Raw genomic sequence first — 19,972 nt, forward strand, 5'->3', positions numbered from 1 at the left:
CCTGATGAGCATCGAAAAGATCGACAAGGTGCGGCTGGGCCAGGACGGCCCCGAGGTCGGCGTGCAGGGCTTCGGCGCCATGGGCATCAGCGAGTTCTACGGGGACACCGACGAGGTGGCGGCCCGGGACACCCTGGAGGCCACCGTCGAGGCCGGGGTCACGCTGATCGACACGGCGGACATCTACGGGCAGGGCGCCAACGAGACGTTCCTGGCGCCGTTCGTCGCCGCGCACCGCGACGAGATCACGCTCGCCACCAAGTTCTCCATCGAGCGGCGCGCCGACGACCCGCACTACCGGGGGGTGCGCAACGACGCCCCGTACATCCGGCAGGCCGTCGAGGCGAGCCTGCGCCGGCTGAACGTCGACGTCATCGACCTCTACTACATGCACCGCCGCAACCCCGATGTGCCGCTGGCCGAGTCGGTGGGTGCGATGGGCGAGCTGGTGGCCGCGGGCAAGGTCAAGTACCTGGGGCTGAGCGAGGTGACCGGTTCCGAACTGCGCGAGGCGCACGCCGTGCACCCGATCACGGCCGTGCAGTCCGAGTGGTCGCTGTTCAGCCGCGACGTGGAGCTGAGCCTGGTCGGCGCGGCCGCGGAGCTCCGGGTGGGCATCGTGCCGTACTCGCCGCTCGGCCGGGGCTTCCTCACCGGGTCCTTCGCGGACGCGGCCAAGGATCTGGGGGGCGGTGACTTCCGGCAGTTCCAGCCCCGCTTCACCGGCGACAACGCCAAGGCGAACGCGGCACTCCTCGAACCGGTGCACAAGATCGCGGCGGCGCACGGCGCGACGGCCGCGCAGGTGGCCCTCGCCTGGGTGCAGCACCGGGCCGCGGTGCACGGGCTCTCGGCGGTCGTGCCGATCCCCGGCACCCGCAAGCGCACCCGCCTGCTGGAGAACACCGGCGCCACGCGGCTGCGGCTGACCGCCGGCGAACTGGCGCTGCTCGAACCGATCGCGGGCGAGGTCAAGGGCGACCGCTACCCGGACATGTCGTCGACGTCGGCGGCCCGCGAGTAGCCGCACCGGGATGCGAGGCGGAGGGGGCCCGCGCGGCGCGGGCCCCCTCCGTCGTTCCCTCCGTACGGATCCGTCATCCGCAGAGCCGCTACAGCTCTGCCAGCAGTTCCGCCTTCTTCGCGCTGAACTCGTCGTCCGTGACCAGCCCCGACGAGTGCAGCTCGCCCAAGTGCCGTATCCGCTCGGCGATGTCCGCCGGGTCGCGACGGCCGGTGGCGACGGCGGGCACCGGCACCGGCCTGGAGTGGCGGGCCGCCCCCAGCACCGCGGCGGCGAAGGGCAGCGACTCGTGGACCGGTCCGTAACCGAGCCCGAAGACGACCGCCGCTGGGTCCTGGTCCGCCTGCGCCGCCTCCGGATCGCCCAGCCGCAGCACCCGCAGATACCCGTCGAACGCCTCGGGGGACCGCCAGTCCACACCGGTCAGCTCGGCCACCGGGAAGCTCTGGTCGCCGCACTTCCACTTGGCCGACGACGCACCCGTCCAGGACCAGCGGAACGAGACCCGCGACCCGTCGAAGGACGCCTTGCCGTCGTACGCCTTGAAGTGGAGCGGCCCTTCGGGCGCTTCGACCAGGAACCGGTCGGACGGCTCCGCCGCCCCCGGCACCAGCCGCGCCGTCAGCTCGTCCGCGTAGTACTCCGCGAGCGTCCGCTGCGCGGCCGGAAGCACCAGCCGGTAGGGATCGCACCCTTCCTTGAGCTGCCCCGCGGCGGCTTCCATCAGCGGGTCGGCGCCCGCGCGCGGCGCGGCGCGCAGCACCACCGTCCCCCGTCTGCCCTCGGTCACCGTCACCGACTCCAACGCCTCGTGGGGGATACGCCGCTGACGCAGCGCCTGGAAGAGCTTCGGCGTGCGAATCCCCCGTTCGAAGCGGATGAGCACGGAGTCGGTCTCGAACTCCCAGGTGGCTTGAATTCCGGCCAGCACATCACCCATGTGCCACATCGTAGGCGGCGTGCGCCCGGGCGTCCCCCTCCGCGAAGGACCTGATGTGCAGGCATCTACGCGCGTGAACCTCCTGAGTCACCGCAAAATCAGCTGTGACAGGTGTCTCCACCGTTCGCACACGTCACCGAATCGAACTCGCCGGTGCCGACCGCCGCGAAGTTGTGCAGGCTCTCGGTGCCCGGCGTGAAATAGCCGGTGTGGCCCTGTGCCGTGCCCGCCGACACGACGCGGGCGCCGAACTGCGGCGAGACCGGGTCGGCGCCGTGGCCGAGGCCGCCGACGTCCAGATGCGGGACGTCCTGGATCCAGTCGTCCTTGTCCCGCATCGCCCACACCCGGGCGTCCGTCCCCAGCTGCGCGGCGTTCTCCACGCGCATCCCCGGGCTCCCCGCGACCGCGATGTCGCTGACCCGTGACGGGAGGTTGCGGGCGGCGACGCCGCAGAGCACCGAGCCGTAGCTGTGGCAGAACAGCGCGACGGGTGCCTTGCCCGGCAGTCCGCCGACGAGCGCGTGCAGCCGGAGCGACCCCTCGGCGGCGAGTCTGCCGATCGCGGCGTCCACGCCGATGCCCACCGGTGCGGTGTAGTCGGCCCAGGCGATGACGGCGCTGCGCGACCCGGGGGCCGCGGAACGCTCGGCACCGTACAGCGATGTCGCCATGCCGACCGGTGCGGTGTAGTAGGCGCGCTGGGTCTTCTGGAAGGTCAGCAGATTGGTGTCGACCCCGGGCACCACGATGGAGATGTGCCGCGCCTGCTGCAGATTGCCCATCACCTCGGCGACCCGGCCGGTGCCGGTCGGGTCGAAGGCGAGGATCTGCCGGCCGGGCTGCGCCAGTGCGTTGTAGCGGTCATAGGTCTGGCGCGCGTCCTGCTGGCCGAACTTGTTCAGTGTGGGGTCGGTCAGTCGTTTGCGTTCCTGCTCGGCGGCCTGCTCCAGGGCGTGCCGATTGGCCCGGTAGCGCAGGGTCACCGGGGCGCCGTTGAGGTTGCCGACCACCAGCGGATAGCGGTCGGCGAGCCGGGTACGGTCGGCCGCCTTGAGCGAGGCGAAGAAATGTGTCAGCCGGTCCGACGACGCGTTGGCCGAGGGGAGATGGTGACCTGCGACGGAGCCTCGGCCCCACGCGGTCAGAGCGGCTTGGCGGGGTCCGGCGGTTCTCTGGTGGTGTACCGCGGTCCAGCCGGTCGTGGCCAGCATGACGAACACCACCGCGAGCGCGAGAAGAGTGCGCCAGACAGTGAGGGTGGGGGAGGAGTCGAAGGAAGTCACTGCCCGCCACCCTAGGAGACGGGAAAGGCTGCTCGCGAAGTCCGTGACAGACATCACGTTTCATCAAGGAATTGTATCCGAATGACTACATTCCGTGTGCGTCTGTCGTACGCCAGTTCCCCGCCAACGCCGGTCCGATCTGGTCGAGATGAGTCAGGGCGACCGCGCGCATGGAGGCGATGCTCAGATCCTGGCCCTTCCCCCAGATCCGGCCGGTCGTCCGCATCACGCCGTCGAACGCGGCCACGGCCACCCGTGGCCGCGGATCGGTGTCCACGTCGAGACCCTCGCGTGCCGCGATCAGCTGGGCGATCCGGTCCTCCAGCTCGGCGGAGCGGCGCAGATGGATCGCGAGCAGGGCCGGGGACGACTCGATGACCTGGCAGATGCGCATGTACAGGTCGACGGGGACCACGTCCTCGATGGTCAGGCTGATGCTGTCCCAGGAGGCGAGCACCGCGTTGCGCATCGCCTCGAACGGGCTCTCCTGCGGCGGACGGGCCTCCAGGGCCGTGAAGAACTGAGACTCCACCAGGTCGTGCACCGCGAAGGCGGCCTCCTCCTTGCTGGCGAAGTACCGGAAGAAGGTGCGCTGGGAGATCTCGACGGCGTCGGCGATCTCGTCGATGGTCGTCTGCTCGTACCCCTTCGTCGTGAAGAGTTCGAGCGCGACACGCAGCAGGGCCTCGCGGGTGCGCTGTTTCTTGCGTTCCCGCAGTCCGGCCGGCGCGCCGGGTGTCGACGGCTCCGTCTGCTCCATCGTCACGTTCTGGTCCTCTTTCGGTGTGGGGGCGTGCGGTGGGGGGTTGGTATGCGGTGCGTGGGGGCACTCGACCCCGAACTGGGGCCGGTTTCGGGTGCTTTGTCGTCTCAGGTTACCTGTGAGGTACGTGACAGTTACCGACTTGTGAATTGATTGGTCAACTGTCAGCAACTGACACTAATCTGTTCCTATGACTAGTCAGACCACTGTCGACCCGGCGCCGCAGGATGTCGCGGCACCGCCGGCCAAGGGGCTCCGCGGCCACCCTTGGCTGACGCTCTTCTCCGTGGCCATCGGCGTGATGATGGTCGCGCTCGACGGCACGATCGTCGCGATCGCCAATCCGGCCATCCAGAAGGATCTCGGGGCGACCTTCGCCCAGATCCAGTGGATCACCAATGGCTACTTCCTCGCCCTCGCGGTGGCGCTGATCACCGCGGGCAAGCTCGGTGACCGCTTCGGCCACCGTCAGACGTTCCTGATCGGCGTGATCGGCTTCGCCGCCGCGTCCGGCGCCATCGGCTTCTCTAACAGCGTCAGCCTGGTCGTGACCTTCCGGGTCCTCCAGGGGCTGTTCGGCGCACTGCTGATGCCCGCCGCACTCGGCCTGCTGCGCGCCACCTTCCCCGCCGAGAAGCTCAACATGGCCATCGGTCTCTGGGGCATGGTCATCGGCGCCTCCACCGCGGGCGGCCCGATCATCGGCGGCCTGCTCGTCCAGCACGTCAGCTGGCAGTCGGTCTTCTTCATCAACGTGCCGGTCGGTGTGATCGCGCTCGTCGTGGGTGCGGTCATCCTCAAGGACCACCGCGCCGCGAACGCCCCGAAGTCCTTCGACGTGCTGGGCATCGCGCTGCTCTCGGCGGCCATGTTCTGTCTGGTCTGGGCGCTCATCAAGGCCCCGGCGTGGGGCTGGGGCGACGGCAAGGTCTGGATGTTCCTGGCCGTCTCGGTGGTCTGCTTCGCGGCCTTCGCGTTCTGGGAGACGAAGGTCAGGGAGCCGCTCATCCCGATGGCGCTCTTCCGCTCGGTGCCGCTCTCCGCGGGCGTGGTGCTGATGGTGCTCATGGCCATCGCCTTCATGGGCGGCCTCTTCTTCGTCACCTTCTACCTCCAGAACGTGCACGGCATGAGCCCGGTCGACGCCGGACTCCATCTGCTGCCGCTCACCGGCATGATGATCGTCGCCTCCCCGCTCGCGGGCGCGGTGATCACCAAGCTCGGCCCGCGTATCCCGCTGGCCTGCGGCATGCTCTGCACGGCGGTCGCGATGTACGGCATGTCCATGCTGGAGACCGACACCGGCAGCCTCAACATGTCGATCTGGTTCGCGCTGCTCGGCCTGGGGCTCGCCCCGGTCATGGTCGGCGCCACCGAGGTCATCGTCGGCAACGCCCCGATGGAGCTCTCCGGCGTCGCCGGCGGACTCCAGCAGGCCGCCATGCAGATCGGCGGCAGCCTCGGTACGGCGGTGCTCGGCGCGGTCATGGCCTCCAAGGTCGACAGCGCCCTCCCGGGGAACTGGGCGGACGCCAAACTTCCTCCGTTCGGGTTCGGTCAGCTGGACCAGGCCTCGCAGGCCGTCCAGGTCGGCATGGCCCCGGTGCCGCCGCACGCCCCGGCCGGACTCGCCGCCAAGATCACCGGCGTCGCCCACGACACGTTCATGTCCGGCATGAGCCTGGCCTGCCTGGTCGCCGCCGGCGTCGCGGTCGTGGCCATCTTCGTGGCCCTGCTCACCAAGCGCGGTGACAACCCGGAGGCGGCAGCGGGGGCCGCCCACATCTGACGATCCGACGTCAACTCCACGCCACGACAGCCCCGCCGGACCCTTCCGGCGGGGCTGTCGCCTATCAGGGTGGCGCGGACGGTCTGCTCTTCCGGCGGTACGTGATCACGGGCCAGGCTGCGGCCAGAAGATCCGTACGACACACCACACGGGGGGACCACCATGAACACCGCACTCACGAAGAACACCGCACCGGCCGCGGGCATCCGCCGGGCCCTGCTCCGTACGACCGCGACGGCCGTCACGGCCGGGATGGTCACGGCCGCCGTGCTCGCCGCGCCGCGGGCCCTCGCCCCGCACACCGCGCTGGCCGCCTCGCAGCCCCGGATGGGGGAGTGCGCGACCGGCGAACTCTGTCTCTGGGAGAAGGACGGCTTCAAGGGCGCCCGCCGGACCTACGACCTCTCCGGCACCGGCATCGACAGCTGTACCCCGCTCCCCGCGGGCACCACGGCCCAGTCCGTCGCCAACCGCACCGGGCGCCCGGTCACCACGTACCAGTCCGTCGAGTGCGCGGAGACCGGCGAGTTCGAGACGTACCCGGGAGGCGGCACCTGGCTGCCGCACTCCCCGTACCAGGTGCGGGCGTTCAAGATCTGGGAGAACTGAGCACCCGGCCGGGCGCACCCACCGCGCACACGGAAGGGCGGCGGGACCACCGTGGTCCCGCCGCCCTCATGCGTGCTCGGTGGCGCCTACGCGTCGCCGCCCGCCGCGCCCGGATCGGCCGAGGCCACGTCCAGGAGCTGGTAGCGGTCGATGGCCTGCTTCAGGGCCGAGCGGTCCACCTTGCCCTGCTTGGCCAGCTCGGTGAGGACCGAGACGACGATCGACTGCGCGTCGATGTGGAAGAAGCGGCGTGCCGCACCCCGGGTGTCGGCGAAGCCGAAGCCGTCCGCGCCCAGTGACTGGTACGGACCCGGCACCCAGCGTGCGATCTGGTCCGGCACCGAGCGCATCCAGTCGGACACGGCCACGAACGGGCCGTCGGAGCCGGAGAGCTTCCGCGTGACGTACGGGACACGCTGCTCCTCCTCGGGGTGGAGCAGATTGTGCCGCTCCACCTCCACGGCCTCGCGGCGCAGCTCGTTCCAGGAGGTCGCGGACCAGACGTCGGCCTTCACGTCCCACTCGTCGGCGAGGATCTGCTGGGCCTCGACGGCCCACGGGACAGCCACACCGGACGCCATGATCTGCGCCGGGATCTGACCCCGCTCGCCCGGCTTGAAGCGGTGGATGCCCTGGAGGATGCCCTCGACGTCGACGTCGGCGGGCTCCGCCGGGTGCAGGATCGGCTCGTTGTAGACGGTGAGGTAGTAGAAGACGTCCTCGCCCGCCCTGCCGTCCGCCGTCTCGCCGTACATCCGGCGCAGACCGTCCTGCACGATGTACGCGATCTCGAAACCGAAGGCCGGGTCGTAGGCGACACAGGCCGGGTTGGTCGAGGCGAGCAGCTGCGAGTGGCCGTCCGCGTGCTGGAGGCCCTCACCCGTCAGCGTCGTCCGTCCGGCGGTCGCGCCGAGCACGAAGCCGCGTGCCAGCTGGTCGCCCATCTGCCAGAACTGGTCGCCGGTGCGCTGGAACCCGAACATCGAGTAGAAGACGTACACCGGGATCAGCGGCTCGCCGTGCGTGGCGTACGCCGAGCCGGCCGCGATCAGCGACGCCGTGCAGCCGGCCTCGGAGATGCCGTCGTGCAGCATCTGCCCGGTCGGCGACTCCTTGTACGCGAGCAGGAGTTCGCGGTCCACCGACTCGTACTGCTGGCCGAGCGGGTTGTAGATCTTCGCGCTCGGGAAGAACGCGTCCATACCGAAGGTGCGGTACTCGTCGGGGGCGATCAGCACGAAGCGATTGCCGATCTCCTTGTCCCGCATGAGGTCCTTCAGGACACGGACGAACGCCATGGTGGTGGCGATCGACTGGTGACCCGAGCCCTTCTTCGCGATGGCGTACGTCTTGTCGGGCGGCAGCGGCAGCGGCTTGGCGCGGACCACCCTGGTCGGCACGTAACCGCCGCAGGACGTGCGGTGGTCGTGCATGTACTGGATCTCTTCGGAGTCCCGGCCCGGGTGGTAGTACGGCGGGTTGCCGTCCTCCAGCGCCTTGTCCGCGATCGGCAGGTGCAGCCGGTCCCGGAAGCGCTTGAGGTCGTCCGCCGTCAGCTTCTTCATCTGGTGGGTCGCGTTGCGGCCCTCGAAGTTCGGCCCCAGCGTCCAGCCCTTGATGGTCTGGGCGAGGATCACCGTCGGCTGGCCCTTGTGTTCCTTGGCCGCCGTGTAGGCCGCGAACACCTTCCGGTGGTCGTGCCCGCCACGCCCGAGGTGCAGGATCTGCTCGTCGGACATGTCCTCGACCATCTTGCGCAGCCGCTGGTCGTCGCCGAAGAAGTGCTCACGGATGTAGGCGCCGCTCTCGGTGGCGTACGTCTGGAACTGGCCGTCCGGCGTGGTGTTCATCCTGTTGACCAGGATGCCGTCGCGGTCCTGGGCCAGCAGCGGGTCCCAGCTCCGGTCCCAGACCAGCTTGATGACGTTCCAGCCGGCGCCGCGGAACTGCGACTCCAGCTCCTGGATGATCTTGCCGTTGCCGCGCACCGGGCCGTCGAGGCGCTGGAGGTTGCAGTTGACGACGAAGGTCAGGTTGTCCAGGCCCTCACGGGCGGCGATGGAGAGCTGGCCGAGCGACTCGGGCTCGTCCATCTCCCCGTCGCCCAGGTAGGCCCAGACGTGCGACTTGGAGGTGTCGGCGATCCCGCGCGCCTCCATGTAGCGGTTCATCCGCGCCTGGTAGATCGCGCCGAGCGGGCCGAGGCCCATCGAGACGGTCGGGAACTCCCAGAAGTCCGGCATCAGCCGCGGGTGCGGGTAGCTGGACAGTCCGTAAGGAGCCTTCGACTTCTCCTGCCGGAACCCGTCGAGCTGCTGCTCGGAGAGCCGGTCGAGCAGGAAGGCGCGGGCGTAGATACCGGGGGACGCGTGGCCCTGGAAGAAGACCTGGTCACCGCCGAGACCGTCGTCCTTGCCGCGGAAGAAGTGGTTGAAGCCCACGTCGTAGAGGGAGGCGGACGAGGCGAAGGTGGCGATGTGGCCGCCGACCCCGATGCCGGGACGCTGGGCGCGCGAGACCATCACGGCCGCGTTCCAGCGCGTGGCGTTCAGGACCTTGCGCTCGATCTCCTCGTTGCCCGGGAAGAACGGCTCGTCCTTGGTGGCGATCGTGTTCACGTAGTCCGTGCTGCGCATCTCGGGCACGGCCACGCGCTTCTCGCCCGCGCGCTCGATCAGGCGGAGCATCAGATAACGCGCACGCTCACGGCCGCGCTCGTCGACGGCGGCATCGAGGGAGTCGAGCCATTCCTGGGTCTCTTCGGGATCGAAGTCCGGGACCTGGCTCGGAAGGCCGCCAATGATGATCGGGTTGCGATCGGATCCGGAAACCACGCTGTTCCTTCGCTGTTCGGTCATGCGGTATCGGGACGTACGCCGCCACCATGGTGTACCGCCAGGACGCTGACGTCATCTCTACCGAGGGGTAAAACCGCCACTCGGCGAGACATCCCGTCCGGAGGCCGCTGCTGGGTCCGGCGAAATCGCAACCTTACGCCCGACCCGCTCAGACATTCCCAAAGGGATCCGGGGCACAATTGACGTATCCGAAGCCGCGGAACCCCGCAAATACGGATGAACAGTGTGTGATGAATCACCAGAGGCCGTCAGAACCTGCCGGGGGTTGGGATGAGGTGCCAGGAAACGTCACCGTTTCGGCTGTCTCGACCGCTGGGTACTTGCGCGATCGGTCCCGCCCGTGTGGACTACGGCCAACGCCCCGCGCACGCGCGTGGCTGGTGCATTTCCAAAAACGATCAGGAGGCAAACCGTGAGCGCGACCGCGGACCACGCGGAGGAGCGGACCAATCAGGCAGCACGCCTGGGGTTCGAGCCCGGACAAGTGGTCCAGGAGATCGGCTACGACGACGACGTCGAGCAGGAACTCCGTGAGGGTATTGAGAGCGTCATCGGCCAGGAACTCGTCGACGAGGACTACGACGACGTGGCTGACGCTGTCGTGTTGTGGTTCCGCGACGAGGACGGCGACCTTACGGACGCGCTGGTGGACGCCATCGGTCTGGTCGACGACGGCGGCGCGGTCTGGCTGCTGACCCCCAAGACCGGCCGTGACGGTTACGTCGAGCCGAGCGACATCAACGAGGCATCCCAGACAGCCGGTCTGGCCCAGACCAAGAGCATCAACGCCGGCAAGGACTGGACGGGGAGCCGTCTGGTCACACCGAAGGTGGCAAGGTCCGGCAAGCGCTGAGTCGCCACAAGCCCCGAGAAGCCCCCGCCGGCCGTCCTGCCGACGGGGGCTTCCCCTTGTCCTGTCCCGGACAGGCGGGCCCCGGTGGGCCGGGCGGCGAGGCCATAGGGTGGGCATCATTCGAATGGCCCCACCGAAGGGAAGCGTTTTCATGGCGATCGAGGTCGGCACCGCGGCACCGGATTTCGAGCTGAAGGACAACCACGGCCGGACCGTCCGCCTCTCGGACTTCCGCGGCGAGAAGAACGTGGTGCTGCTCTTCTACCCCTTCGCTTTCACCGGCGTGTGCACCGGCGAGCTGTGCGCCCTCCGCGACGAGCTGCCGAAATTCGTCAACGACGACGTGCAGCTGCTCGCCGTCTCCAACGACTCCATCCACACGCTGCGCGTCTTCGCGGAGCAGGAGGGGCTCGAATACCCGCTCCTCTCGGACTTCTGGCCGCACGGCGAGGCCTCGCGGGCGTACGGGGTCTTCGACGAGGAGAAGGGGTGCGCCGTGCGCGGGACCTTCATCATCGACAAGGAGGGCGTCGTCCGCTGGACCGTCGTCAACGGTCTGCCCGACGCTCGTGACCTGAACGAGTACGCCAAGGCGCTCGACACCCTCTGACCCGGCCGGACAAGAGCCTGCCGGGTCCGGGAACCGGTCACTAGGATCGGTTCGTTGATCCGATGCCACGTAAATACGGGGGCAAGGGCCCTCCTCGGCCCCTCGAAACCAATTGGGAGGACTCGTGGGAGTCAGCCTCAGCAAGGGCGGCAACGTCTCGCTGACCAAGGCCGCACCCAATCTGACCGCGGTCATCGTCGGTCTCGGATGGGATGCGCGCACCACCACAGGTGGTGACTTCGACCTCGACGCCAGCGCCCTGCTGACGAACGAAGAGGGCAAGGTCGCCAACGACTCGAACTTCGTCTTCTTCAACAACCTGAAGAGCCCCGACGGCTCGGTCGAGCACACCGGTGACAACCTCACCGGTGAGGGCGAGGGCGACGACGAGGTCATCAAGGTGAACCTCGCCGGCGTTCCCGCCGATGTCGCGAAGATCGTGTTCCCGGTCTCGATCTACGAGGCCGAGAGCCGCCAGCAGAGCTTCGGCCAGGTCCGCAACGCGTACATCCGCGTGGTGAACGAGGCGGACAACTCCGAGCTGGCGCGGTACGACCTCAGTGAGGACGCGTCGACGGAGACTGCCATGGTCTTCGGCGAGCTCTACCGCAACGGCGCGGAGTGGAAGTTCCGCGCCATCGGTCAGGGGTACGCGTCGGGGCTGCGCGGTATCGCGCAGGACTTCGGCGTCAACGTCTGAGCAGGATTCACTCCGTCCGGCGCCGCACCACTGTGCGGCGCCGGACGTGCTAGTCAACCGTTCACACCTCGGGGAGGATCAGCGATCATGGGCGTCACGCTCGCCAAGGGAGGCAATGTCTCCCTCTCGAAGGCCGCACCCAACCTCACGCAAGTACTGGTCGGGCTCGGCTGGGATGCACGCTCCACCACCGGAGCGGATTTCGACCTCGACGCCAGCGCGCTGCTGTGCCAGTCGGGACGGGTGCTCGGCGACGAGTACTTCATCTTCTACAACCAGCTGACCAGCCCGGACGGCTCGGTCGAGCACACCGGTGACAACCTCACCGGTGAGGGCGAGGGCGACGACGAGTCGATCATCGTCGACCTCTCCCAGGTGCCCGCCCACTGCGACAAGATCGTCTTCCCGGTCTCGATCCACGAGGCGGACAGCCGCGGCCAGACCTTCGGACAGGTCGCCAACGCCTTCATCCGCGTGGTGAACCAGGCCGACGGCCAGGAGCTGGCCCGGTACGACCTGAGCGAGGACGCCTCGACCGAGACCGCGATGATCTTCGGCGAGCTCTACCGGTACGGCGGCGAGTGGAAGTTCCGTGCCGTGGGGCAGGGGTACGCGTCGGGGCTGCGGGGCATCGCTCTAGACTTCGGGGTCAATGTTTCCTAAAGCATTCTTCCGGCATGGTTCAAGTCCCGGAGATCTCCGGGGTTTCGTGTGGGGGCTCCAGGGTTCGCACTCCGGGAGAATGCAGGGCTGGGACAACACCTGGACCGCGCACGGCGCGGGGGAACCCGTACACACACGATGGGGTAGCCAGTGCTTCTGAAAACCTTCGGGTGGTCATTCGTGATCACCGTGGTCGGTCTTGCCGTGGCGGTGATCTACGACGGATGGACCGCCCTGGGCATTGTGGCGATCCTGGGTGTCCTGGAGATCTCGCTGTCCTTCGACAACGCCGTGATCAATGCCGGAATCCTGAAGAAGATGAGTGCCTTCTGGCAGAAGATCTTCCTCACGGTCGGTGTGCTCATCGCCGTCTTCGGTATGCGACTGGTCTTCCCCGTCGTGATCGTCGCCATCAGTGCCAAGATCAATCCGGTTGAAGCGGTGAAGCTGGCCTTCAACGAGAAGGACCACTACCAGCAGCTGGTCACCGACGCGCATCCGTCGATCGCTGCCTTCGGTGGCATGTTCCTGATGATGATCTTCCTGGACTTCATCTTCGAGGACCGCGACATCCAGTGGCTGCGCTGGATCGAACGCCCGCTGGCCAAGCTCGGCAAGGTCGACATGCTCTCGGTCTGCATCGCGCTCGCCGTGCTGCTGATCTCCTCCTTCACCTTCGCCACCCACGCCCACCAGCACGGTGGCGCGCACGCGGACAAGGCGCAGACGGTCCTCATCTCCGGTATCGCCGGGCTCATCACCTACCTCGTGGTGGGCGGGCTCTCCGGCTTCTTCGAGAACCGGCTGGAAGAGGACGAGGAGCGCGAGCAGGAGGCCGAGGAGGAGGCCAGGAAGACCGGCTCGAACGTGCCGGCGGTCATGATGGCCGGCAAGGCCGCGTTCTTCATGTTCCTCTACCTGGAAGTCCTCGACGCCTCGTTCTCCTTCGACGGCGTCATCGGCGCCTTCGCCATCACCAACGACATCGTGCTGATGGCACTCGGCCTCGGTATCGGTGCCATGTACGTCAGGTCGCTCACCGTCTATCTGGTCCGCCAGGGCACCCTGGACGACTACGTCTACCTGGAGCACGGCGCGCACTACGCGATCGGCGCGCTCTCGGTGATCCTGCTCGTCACCATCCAGTACGAGATCAACGAGGTCATCACCGGCCTCGTCGGCGTCGTGCTGATCGCCTGGTCCTTCTGGTCGTCGGTCCGCAGGAACAAGCGGATCGAGGCGGAGGGCGGGGACAGCTCCGGCGATCGGACGGAAGTCCCGTCCGGGGTGTGACCCGTACCGGATTGCGGAACGCTCTGAACGGGGCGGTCAGGACGCGGAAGCCTCCTGACCGCCCCGTGCGCGTAGGTCTGCGCGCGGGGGAAGAAGTCCGGGGAAGAACCGGGGAAGATTCACCGAGCAAGCTGGGGGTGGGACATGGCCTTCTGGGACAGTCTCCGACGGGACAAGTCGCCGCACTTCGATTCGGGGAGCTCGGCGTCCAACTCGATCGAGCTGACCAAACGGCACCCGGTGGTCTCACTGACCAAACAGGGTGCGACCACCGGAAACCTGCGGGTGAACCTGTCCTGGCGGATGCGGTCGTCGGACTTCGGCGGCAGCTCGCGGCAGCGCGGAAGTCTGCTGCGTCATCCGTCCAGGATGTTCCAGCCGGACGTCGTCCAGGCGCACACCCAGGGCGTCGTCAACGTCGACCTCGACCTGGGCTGCCTCTATGAGCTGGAGGACGGCACCAAGGGCGTCGTGCAGCCGCTGGGGAACTTTCTCGGCGAGCTCAACGAAGCGCCGTATGTACAGCTCAGCGGAGACGACCGGTTCGGCTCGCCGTCCGGTGAGACGCTCTACGTCAATCTCGACCACCGCGACGAGATCAAGCGGCTGCTGGTCTTCGTCTACATCTACGACCAGACGCCCGCCTTCGACCGTACGCACGCCGTGGTGACGCTCTACCCCAGCAACGGCCCGCGCATCGAGATCCAGCTGGACGAACGCCATCCGCAGGCGCGCTCGTGCGCGGTCTTCGCCGTCGAGAAGGTCAAGGGCGACATGGTGGTGCGCCGTGAGGTGAAGTTCGTGTACGGATTCCAGGCCGAGCTGGACCGGCTGTACGGCTGGGGGCTCCAGTGGGGCCGGGGCTACAAGACCAAGATCTGAGCCCGGCAGGCCGGACAGCCCGCCCGGTCCACCTGTTCCGGTCCGCTCAGCCGGTCACCACCGGGTGACCACCCGGTCGTCACCTGGGCAGGAACTGCGGTCCCATCGGCGGCAGCCGGAAGTACGGATCGGGAGCGGGCGCCGCCGCCGCGGCCGGCTGCGGATAGCCGTAGGCGGGCTGGGCCACGGGCCGGGCCGGGACGGCCTGCGGGTAGCCGTAACCGGGCGGCGGCGACTGCGGGGGTGGCGGGAAGCCGGCGGGCGCCGGGACCGTGGGGCCCGTCGCCCCGGCAGGGCCGGGCCGCGCGGGCGCCCCGGGCTCTGCCGCCTCGGCTGCCGAGGCATCCGCCGCTCCGCCCGTTTCGGCGGTCTCGTCCACCGAGATGCCGTAAGCCGTGGCCAGCCCCACCAGCCCGGTCGGGTAGCCCTGCCCCACCGCCCGGAACTTCCAGCGGTCCCCGCGGCGGTACAGCTCGCCGCAGATCATCGCCGTCTCCTCGCCGGTCTCCGGCTGCACGTCGAAGACGGCCAGGGCAGCCGTGCCGTCCCCCGCCGGTGCCGCCGCGTCGTACAGGAGGATCCGCAGGTCCCGTACGGCGCGGAACGGTGCACCGTCGGACGAGGCGGCCAGCACCACCTGGTCCACCGAGGGGTCCAGGGCGGCCAGATCCGCCTCGACCGTGTCGGTGAGCCCCCCGGCGTCACGTTTCTTCGGCAGCCGCCGCACCAGGCCCGACGGATGGCGCGGCTGGTTGTAGAAGACGAAGTCCTCGTCGGAGCGCACACGCCCGCCGGAACCCAGCAGCAGGGCCGAGGCGTCGATGTCGGGGACGTCCGGGCCCGGGGTCCAGCGCAGGACGGCCCGTACCGCCAGGGCGTCCAGCGGGACGTTCGAACCCTTCATCATCGCGTGCGTCATGCCGGTCATCCTGCCTTCCCCGCGGAGCCGCGGACAACGTGGGGGCGCTTTGCGGCGAGTCCGGTACATCCCAGCGAAACGGGCGGGGCGACTGTGGCAGGTCGGTCCGAATTCCCGCCCCGTTGGAACTAGTGACATGCGTCCATACGTACTATTACCGGCCACGCGTCATCGGGACGGCATGGCACTACAAGGGGAGCTTATGCATCATTTCAGGCATATCTCGCCCCTGGTCCGGGCGGAACTCTTCCATCAGCAGCCGGCCGACTTCACCTCCGGGTCTCCGGCACCCGTCCTCGCCGCTGCTCTCGGCGCCACGCTCTACAGCCCGGCCACCCGGCCGCACCTCGCCGACGACGTGCTGAAACAGGCCGCGCGCGGGGTGGTCTCCATGGTGCTGTGCCTGGAGGACTCGATCGACGACGCCGATGTCGCCGAGGGCGAGGCCAATCTGGTCCGCCAGTTCGCCGAGCTGGACGCCAGGTGTGCCGGGTCCGCCGGGTCCGCCGGGTCCGCCGGGGACACGGAGGACGTGCCGCTGCTCTTCGTCCGGGTCCGCGAGCCCGAGCAGATACCGGATCTGGTCCGCAGGCTGGGCCCCTCGGCACGGCTGCTGTCCGGATTCGTACTGCCCAAGTTCACCGAGGAGCGCGGTACGGCCTTCCTGGAGGCGCTCACCCGGGCGGAGGCCGCGGGCGGTCGGCGGCTTTTCGCCATGCCGGTCCTCGAATCGCCCGAGCTGCTGCATCTGGAGAGCCGCGCGGACACCCTCGCCGGGATAGCCCGCACGGTCGACAAGTACCGCGAGCGGGTCCTCGCGCTCCGGCTCGGTGTCACCGACTTCTGCTCGGCGTACGGGCTGCGCAGGACGCCCGACATGACCGCGTACGACGTCCAGATCGTCGCCGCCGTCATCGCCGACGTGGTGAACGTCCTGGGCCGCTCGGACGGTACGGGCTTCACGATCACCGGCCCGGTCTGGGAGTACTTCCGCGTCCAGGAGCGGATGTTCAAGCCGCAGCTGCGCCGCAGCCCCTTCATGGAGGGACGCGCCGACCAGCTCCGCACCACTCTGATCGAGCACGACCTGGACGGACTGCTGCGCGAGATAGGGCTCGACCGCGCCAACGGACTGCTCGGGAAGACCTGTATCCACCCCTCGCACGTGATGCCGGTGCACGCCCTCTCGGTCGTCAGCCACGAGGAGTTCAGCGATGCCCGGGACATCGTCCGGCCCGACCGGGACGGCGGCGGGGTGCTGCGCTCCGCGTACACGAACAAGATGAACGAGGTGAAGCCGCACCGGGCCTGGGCCGAGCGGACCCTCCTGCGGGCCGAGGTCTTCGGGGTGGCCAGGGAAGACATCGGCTTTGTCGAACTGCTCACGGCCGGGCTCTCCGGCTGATGCGAACCGGAAGAGAGACGGGCGAAGTGGTCTGGTCGGGAACATGGGTCGCGGACCGGCTCGGTGTGCGGCTCGCGGGGGACGACGGTCTCCAGGAGCTGCTGGGCCTCGCACTGCGGCGCAATCCGAAACGTGCCCATCTGCTGGTGTCGAACGTGCTGGGCAAGCATGTGCCGCAGCGCCCCTCGACGGTGTACGGCCACGGCCACCGGCTCGGGCGCGCCGTACGGCGGCTGCTCGGCGACGAGGCCGCGGCCCGGGCGGTCGTCCTGGGCTACGCCGAGACCGCGACCGGTCTGGGGCACTCGGTCGCGGACGGGCTGGTGCTCGCGCCGTATCTGCACTCCACCCGGCGCGAGGTCACCGGGGTGACGCGGGCGGGCGGCTTCGAGGAGTCGCACTCGCACGCCACCTCGCATCTGCTGCTGCCCGAGGACCCGGAGCTGCTGGCGGGCGACGGCCCGCTCGTCCTCGTCGACGACGAGTTCTCCACCGGCAACACGGTGCTCAACACCATCCGCGACCTGCACGCACGCCATCCGCGCCAGTGGTACGTGGTCGTCGCGCTGGTCGACATGCGCTCGGCCGCCGACCGGGAGCGGCTGACGGACTTCGCCCGGGAGATCGGCGCCCGGGTCGATCTGCTGACGTCGGTGAGCGGTGAGGTGGAGCTGCCCGACGGCGTACTGGAGAAGGGGCGCCGCCTGGTCGAGGAGCAGGAGGCGCGACAGTGCCACCCGCCCGCGGCCGGTGCCACTGCCGCTGCCTCCGGCCCTGCTCATGGTGCCGGTGCCGGTCCGGTTGTCCGGGTGGACCTCGGCTGGCCGGCCGGTCTGCCGGACGGCGGCCGGCACGGCTTCACCCCCGGCCACCGCACCGCCCTGGAAGCCGCGCTGCCGGGGATGGCGGCGCGGCTCGCGGAGGCGCTGGCGCGGGATGCGGAGGTGGTGCCCGGCACCCGAGCACCCGGCCCGGCCCCGCGCACCCCGCGTGTCCTCGTGCTCGGCTTCGAGGAGCTGATGTACACCCCGCTCCGTCTCGGCCTCGCGCTGGAGCAGGCCGGACACGACGTACGCTCCTCGACCACCACCCGCTCGCCCGTACTCGCGCTGGACGATCCCGGCTACGCGATACGGACCGGACTGGTCTTCCCCGCGCACGACAGCCCCGGCGACGGGCCGGGCGACCGCTACGCGTACAACGTGGCGGGCGGCGGTTTCGACGCGGTGGTCCTCGTCGTCGACTCGGCCGCCGACACCCCCGAACTGCACGCCCCCGACGGCCTGTTGGCGCAACTCGCCGCACACGTCCCGCAGGTGCTGCTGGCGGTCGTCCCGTCGTACGTTCCCCCGCGGCCGAACGTCCCTCCACAGCCCCGCGTTCCCGAACAGCAGGAAGCAGCCCCCATGCCCGAGCCGCTGCGCGGCCCCGCCTTCTCCTCCTACGCCGCCGAGGACGTCGGCTGGCTGCTCCAGGACTTCTCCGACGTGGAGCTGGAGGCTCCCACCGAGGAGCGCGAGGAGGCGATACAGACGGGCGGTGCCCACTACGCCGAGTCGCTGCCCGTCGAGTACCAGCCGAGCGAGCAGTACCAGGAGCTGTTCAGGGCGGCGCTGAAGACGTCGGCGCCACGGATCGCGCAGGCCGTCGGCACGGTCACCGAGACCGTGCTCGCCGAGCGGTCGGCGCGGCCGGTCCTGGTCTCCCTCGCGCGCGCCGGTACGCCCGTCGGTGTGCTGATGCGCCGCTGGGCCCAGTACCGCCACGGCCTGGACCTGCCGCACTACGCGGTCTCCATCGTGCGTGGCCGGGGCATCGACGCGACCGCGCTGCGCTGGCTGGCCGCGCACCACGACCCGGCCGATGTCGTCTTCGTCGACGGCTGGACGGGCAAGGGTGCCATCACCCGCGAACTCGCCGACGCGCTCGTGGAGTTCCCCGGCTTCGACCCGGAGATCGCGGTCCTCGCCGACCCCGGCGGCTGCGTCCGCACCCATGGCACCCGGGAGGACTTCCTCATCCCGTCCGCCTGCCTCAACTCCACCGTGTCCGGGCTGATTTCACGTACGGTCCTCCGTGCCGACCTGGTCGGGCCCGGGGACTTCCACGGCGGGAAGTTCTACCGCGAACTGGCGGACTCCGACGTCTCGGCCGACTTCGTCGACGCCGTCGCCGCCTGCTTCGACGCGGTGTCGGGCGCGGTGGACACGGCGGTGAAGGAGCAGCTGGCGGCGGACCGTTCGCCGACCTGGGAGGGGTGGGCGGCCGTCGAGCGCATCAGCGAGGAGTACGGCATCCACGACGTCAACCTCGTCAAGCCGGGGGTCGGTGAGACCACCCGCGTCCTGCTACGCCGCGTCCCCTGGAAGATCCTCGCCCGGAGCGGTGCGGGCGCCGATCTCGACCACGTACGGCTCCTCGCGGAGCAGCGCGGCGTCCCGGTCGAGGAGGTCGACGGCCTGCCGTACACCTGCGTCGGTCTGATCCATCCGCGCTTCACCCGCGGCGCGACCGGCGCCGACGGCACCGCGGCGGTGACCGGGTGAGCCCGGCAGCGCCCGTACTCGTCGCCAGCGACCTCGACCGCACCCTCATCTACTCGGCGCCCGCGCTCGACCTGAGCATGCCGGACGCCGAAGCGCCGAGGCTGCTGTGCGTCGAGGTGTACGAGAGCAGACCGCTCTCGTACGTCACCGAGACCGCCGCCGGGCTGCTCGGCGCGCTCGCGGGGGAGACCCTTTTCGTACCGACGACCACCAGGACGAGGGAGCAGTACCACCGGATCCGGCTGCCCTGTCCGCCGCCGAGGTTCGCGATCTGCGCCAACGGCGGTCACCTGCTGGTCGACGGGGTGTCCGACCCGGGCTGGCAGTCCGATGTGGCCCGGCGGCTGGCCGCCGAGTGCGCCCCGCTGGCCGAGGTGCGCGCCCATCTGGTGGCTGCCGCCGACCCGGCCTGGCTGCTCAAGGAGCGGGTGGCCGAGGACCTCTTCGCCTATCTGGTCGTCGAACGGGCCCTGCTGCCCGACGGCTGGGTGCAGGAGCTGTCCGCCTGGGCCGGAGCGCGCGGCTGGACGGTCTCGCTCCAGGGCCGCAAGCTCTACGCGGTGCCCGAGCCGCTCACCAAGAGCGCGGCGGTGCGTGAGGTGGCGCGCCGCACCGGCGCCGAACTCACCCTGGCCGCAGGCGATTCCCTGCTGGACGCGGACCTGCTGCTGGCCGCCGACCGGGGCTGGCGCCCCGCGCACGGCGAACTGGCGGAAGCGGGCTGGAGCGCGCCGCATGTCGCGGTGACGGCGGGACGCGGGGTCGCGGCGGGCGAGGAGATCCTGCGGGAGTTCACCCGCGCCGCACGGGGCCGGCCGCAGGGGCGCTGAGC

General features: G+C 69.5%; 17 protein-coding genes. 12 read left to right on the plus strand and 5 right to left on the minus strand.

Annotation, left to right across the window (positions count from 1 at the left end):
- Nucleotides 1–4 precede the first annotated feature (4 nt).
- On the plus strand, nucleotides 5–1,024 hold the full coding sequence (locus tag OG285_RS25905) for an aldo/keto reductase (RefSeq protein ID WP_371792381.1): 1,020 nt from the start codon (nucleotides 5–7) through the stop codon (nucleotides 1,022–1,024).
- 88 nt (nucleotides 1,025–1,112) lie between these two features.
- Here OG285_RS25905 and OG285_RS25910 read toward each other — a convergent pair whose 3' ends face one another.
- The 3 genes from OG285_RS25910 to OG285_RS25920 all read right to left on the minus strand — a co-directional run bounded on the left by OG285_RS25910 (nucleotide 1,113) and on the right by OG285_RS25920 (nucleotide 4,010).
- Nucleotides 1,113–1,964: a DUF4429 domain-containing protein gene (locus OG285_RS25910; RefSeq protein WP_371792382.1), complete on the minus strand. Its 852-nt coding sequence runs from the start codon at nucleotides 1,962–1,964 to the stop codon at nucleotides 1,113–1,115.
- A 98-nt stretch (nucleotides 1,965–2,062) separates the two neighbouring features.
- Nucleotides 2,063–3,250, minus strand: a complete 1,188-nt coding sequence (locus tag OG285_RS25915; RefSeq protein WP_371792383.1) for an alpha/beta hydrolase — start codon at nucleotides 3,248–3,250, stop codon at nucleotides 2,063–2,065.
- An 85-nt stretch (nucleotides 3,251–3,335) separates the two neighbouring features.
- Complete coding sequence (locus OG285_RS25920) at nucleotides 3,336–4,010, minus strand: TetR family transcriptional regulator (RefSeq protein ID WP_356825977.1); 675 nt, start codon at nucleotides 4,008–4,010, stop codon at nucleotides 3,336–3,338.
- Between the two features lie 193 nt (nucleotides 4,011–4,203).
- Here OG285_RS25920 and OG285_RS25925 point away from each other — a divergent pair, with 193 nt between their 5' ends.
- Nucleotides 4,204–5,802 (plus strand): DHA2 family efflux MFS transporter permease subunit, encoded by a 1,599-nt coding sequence (locus OG285_RS25925; RefSeq protein WP_371792384.1) that lies wholly within the window; start codon nucleotides 4,204–4,206, stop codon nucleotides 5,800–5,802.
- Between the two features lie 162 nt (nucleotides 5,803–5,964).
- Nucleotides 5,965–6,411 carry a peptidase inhibitor family I36 protein gene (locus OG285_RS25930; RefSeq protein ID WP_371792385.1) on the plus strand — a complete coding sequence of 149 codons (447 nt, stop codon included), beginning with the start codon at nucleotides 5,965–5,967 and terminating at the stop codon, nucleotides 6,409–6,411.
- An 86-nt stretch (nucleotides 6,412–6,497) separates the two neighbouring features.
- Here OG285_RS25930 and aceE read toward each other — a convergent pair whose 3' ends face one another.
- Nucleotides 6,498–9,245, minus strand: a complete 2,748-nt coding sequence (gene aceE / locus OG285_RS25935) for a pyruvate dehydrogenase (acetyl-transferring), homodimeric type (RefSeq protein WP_371792386.1) — start codon at nucleotides 9,243–9,245, stop codon at nucleotides 6,498–6,500.
- Nucleotides 9,246–9,681: 436 nt separating this feature from the next.
- Here aceE and OG285_RS25940 point away from each other — a divergent pair, with 436 nt between their 5' ends.
- From OG285_RS25940 to OG285_RS25965, 6 genes are all read left to right on the plus strand, one after another.
- Nucleotides 9,682–10,122: a DUF3052 domain-containing protein gene (locus tag OG285_RS25940; RefSeq protein WP_164260513.1), complete on the plus strand. Its 441-nt coding sequence runs from the start codon at nucleotides 9,682–9,684 to the stop codon at nucleotides 10,120–10,122.
- 151 nt (nucleotides 10,123–10,273) lie between these two features.
- A complete protein-coding gene (locus OG285_RS25945) occupies nucleotides 10,274–10,732 on the plus strand; it encodes a peroxiredoxin (protein WP_356825435.1) in 459 nt (152 codons plus the stop codon).
- Nucleotides 10,733–10,856: 124 nt separating this feature from the next.
- Nucleotides 10,857–11,432, plus strand: coding sequence for a TerD family protein (locus OG285_RS25950; RefSeq protein ID WP_356825433.1), 576 nt, complete (start codon nucleotides 10,857–10,859; stop codon nucleotides 11,430–11,432).
- Between the two features lie 87 nt (nucleotides 11,433–11,519).
- A complete protein-coding gene (locus tag OG285_RS25955; protein ID WP_356825431.1) occupies nucleotides 11,520–12,095 on the plus strand; it encodes a TerD family protein in 576 nt (191 codons plus the stop codon).
- Nucleotides 12,096–12,245: 150 nt separating this feature from the next.
- Nucleotides 12,246–13,388, plus strand: coding sequence for a DUF475 domain-containing protein (locus OG285_RS25960; protein ID WP_356825429.1), 1,143 nt, complete (start codon nucleotides 12,246–12,248; stop codon nucleotides 13,386–13,388).
- A 144-nt stretch (nucleotides 13,389–13,532) separates the two neighbouring features.
- On the plus strand, nucleotides 13,533–14,270 hold the full coding sequence (locus OG285_RS25965; protein ID WP_356825427.1) for a Tellurium resistance: 738 nt from the start codon (nucleotides 13,533–13,535) through the stop codon (nucleotides 14,268–14,270).
- Nucleotides 14,271–14,349: 79 nt separating this feature from the next.
- Here OG285_RS25965 and OG285_RS25970 read toward each other — a convergent pair whose 3' ends face one another.
- On the minus strand, nucleotides 14,350–15,189 hold the full coding sequence (locus OG285_RS25970) for a TerD family protein (protein ID WP_371793617.1): 840 nt from the start codon (nucleotides 15,187–15,189) through the stop codon (nucleotides 14,350–14,352).
- Nucleotides 15,190–15,391: 202 nt separating this feature from the next.
- Here OG285_RS25970 and OG285_RS25975 point away from each other — a divergent pair, with 202 nt between their 5' ends.
- The 3 genes from OG285_RS25975 to OG285_RS25985 are packed head-to-tail and all read left to right on the plus strand — an operon-like array spanning nucleotide 15,392 to nucleotide 19,970.
- Nucleotides 15,392–16,594 (plus strand): HpcH/HpaI aldolase/citrate lyase family protein, encoded by a 1,203-nt coding sequence (locus OG285_RS25975; RefSeq protein ID WP_371792387.1) that lies wholly within the window; start codon nucleotides 15,392–15,394, stop codon nucleotides 16,592–16,594.
- The gene (locus tag OG285_RS25980; RefSeq protein ID WP_371792388.1) at nucleotides 16,594–19,140 is read left to right on the plus strand and encodes a phosphoribosyltransferase; all 2,547 of its coding nucleotides are present in this window, start codon (nucleotides 16,594–16,596) and stop codon (nucleotides 19,138–19,140) included. The genes OG285_RS25975 and OG285_RS25980 overlap by 1 nt, the downstream gene beginning before the upstream one ends.
- Entirely contained in the window at nucleotides 19,137–19,970 is an 834-nt protein-coding gene (locus OG285_RS25985) for an HAD family hydrolase (RefSeq protein ID WP_371792389.1), read from the plus strand. The genes OG285_RS25980 and OG285_RS25985 overlap by 4 nt, the downstream gene beginning before the upstream one ends.
- Nucleotides 19,971–19,972: the final 2 nt, after the last annotated feature.

The organism is Streptomyces sp. NBC_01471, assembly GCF_041438865.1.
Classification (GTDB): domain Bacteria; phylum Actinomycetota; class Actinomycetes; order Streptomycetales; family Streptomycetaceae; genus Streptomyces.

Coding starts and splice junctions, on each gene's coding strand:
- OG285_RS25905 (WP_371792381.1), top strand. CDS start 5: ATGAGCATCGAAAAGATCGACAAGGTGCGGCTGGGCCAGGACGGCCCC.
- OG285_RS25910 (WP_371792382.1), bottom strand. CDS start 1,964: ATGGGTGATGTGCTGGCCGGAATTCAAGCCACCTGGGAGTTCGAGACC.
- OG285_RS25920 (WP_356825977.1), bottom strand. CDS start 4,010: ATGGAGCAGACGGAGCCGTCGACACCCGGCGCGCCGGCCGGACTGCGG.
- OG285_RS25925 (WP_371792384.1), top strand. CDS start 4,204: ATGACTAGTCAGACCACTGTCGACCCGGCGCCGCAGGATGTCGCGGCA.
- OG285_RS25930 (WP_371792385.1), top strand. CDS start 5,965: ATGAACACCGCACTCACGAAGAACACCGCACCGGCCGCGGGCATCCGC.
- OG285_RS25945 (WP_356825435.1), top strand. CDS start 10,274: ATGGCGATCGAGGTCGGCACCGCGGCACCGGATTTCGAGCTGAAGGAC.
- OG285_RS25955 (WP_356825431.1), top strand. CDS start 11,520: ATGGGCGTCACGCTCGCCAAGGGAGGCAATGTCTCCCTCTCGAAGGCC.
- OG285_RS25965 (WP_356825427.1), top strand. CDS start 13,533: ATGGCCTTCTGGGACAGTCTCCGACGGGACAAGTCGCCGCACTTCGAT.
- OG285_RS25970 (WP_371793617.1), bottom strand. CDS start 15,189: ATGACGCACGCGATGATGAAGGGTTCGAACGTCCCGCTGGACGCCCTG.
- OG285_RS25975 (WP_371792387.1), top strand. CDS start 15,392: ATGCATCATTTCAGGCATATCTCGCCCCTGGTCCGGGCGGAACTCTTC.
- OG285_RS25980 (WP_371792388.1), top strand. CDS start 16,594: ATGCGAACCGGAAGAGAGACGGGCGAAGTGGTCTGGTCGGGAACATGG.